We start from the raw sequence: 1,132 nt of genomic DNA, 5'->3' as shown, positions 1-1,132 counted from the left end.
GTCGTGGGCCCAGGGTTTCAGGGCGGGGTCGTAGCCGAGCACGCTGGGCGGGTAGGGGGTGGCGGCAAGGGTGGCGTTGCCTTCGCCGAACTGGGCGCGCAGGTAGGCGTCGCGGTCGAAGGCGAGGTTGATGGCCTGGCGTACGCGCACGTCGTCCAGTGGCGGGTGGCGAGTGTTGAGGCCGACGTAGGCGACCAGCAGGGCGTCCATCTCCAGCACGTTCAGCTCCGGCTCCTGGCGCAGTACCGGGATGTCGGTGGGGCGCGGGTAGATGGCCACCTGGCAGTCGTTGGCCTTGAGCTTCTGCACCCGCACGTTGGGATCGGGGGTGATGGCCAGCAGCAGCCTGTCGATGGCCGGGCGGCCGCCCCAGTAGTCGGGGTGGGCGGTGAAGCGCACCTGGGCGTCCTTCTCATAACGCTGGAAGACGAAGGGGCCGGTGCCGATGGGGCGGCTGTTGAGGGCCTCGGGCGTGCCGGCGGCGAGCAGGCGGTCGGCGTATTCGGCGGAGTAGATGGAGGCGAAGCCCATGGCGAGGTCGGCGAGGAAGGGGGCTTCGGGGTGGCGCAGGACGAAGCGGACGCGGTGGTCGTCGAGCTTTTCGATGCGCTCGATCAACTGCCCCAGGGCCATGGATTCGGCATAGGGAAAGCCCCGGGGCGAGCGTTCGTGCCAGGGGTGCCTGGGGTCGAGCTGGCGCTGGAAGCTCCAGAGCACGTCGTCGGCATTGAAGTCGCGGGTGGGGGTGAACCAGGGCGTGGTGTGGAACTTGACGCCCTGGCGCAGGGTGAATTCGTAGCTGAGGCCGTCATCGGAAAGCGTCCAGCGTTCGGCCAGCGCGGGTTCGATGCGGGTGCTGCCAGGAGCGAACTGCACGAGGCGGTCGAAGACGGTTTCGGCGCTGGCGTCGGCGGTGTTGGCGGCGGTGTACTGGACGATGTCGAAGCCTTCCGGGGCGGCTTCGGTGCAGACCACCAGGCTGGGGGCGGCCTGGGTCCAGAGGGGCAGCAGGAGMAGGAAGGGCAGCAGGCGTGGGTGCATCGGGCGTCCTTGGCGTGATGGCCTGCCGCGAATGCGTGCCTGCGGTGGCGGGTGGGGGAGGGCGCCCTGGTGCGGGCGCCTGGTGCCGGGA

At 69.8% G+C, this 1,132-nt stretch carries 1 protein-coding gene; it reads right to left on the bottom strand.

Annotation, left to right across the window (positions count from 1 at the left end):
- The coding region (locus tag SZ55_RS08675) for an ABC transporter substrate-binding protein (protein WP_044404244.1) at positions 1-1,041 on the bottom strand (1,041 nt) is incomplete at its 3' end.
- Positions 1,042-1,132: the final 91 nt, after the last annotated feature.

This window comes from Pseudomonas sp. FeS53a (assembly GCF_000931385.1).
GTDB lineage: Bacteria > Pseudomonadota > Gammaproteobacteria > Pseudomonadales > Pseudomonadaceae > Metapseudomonas > Metapseudomonas otitidis.
This window is presented reverse-complemented; position numbering and strand designations above follow the sequence as displayed.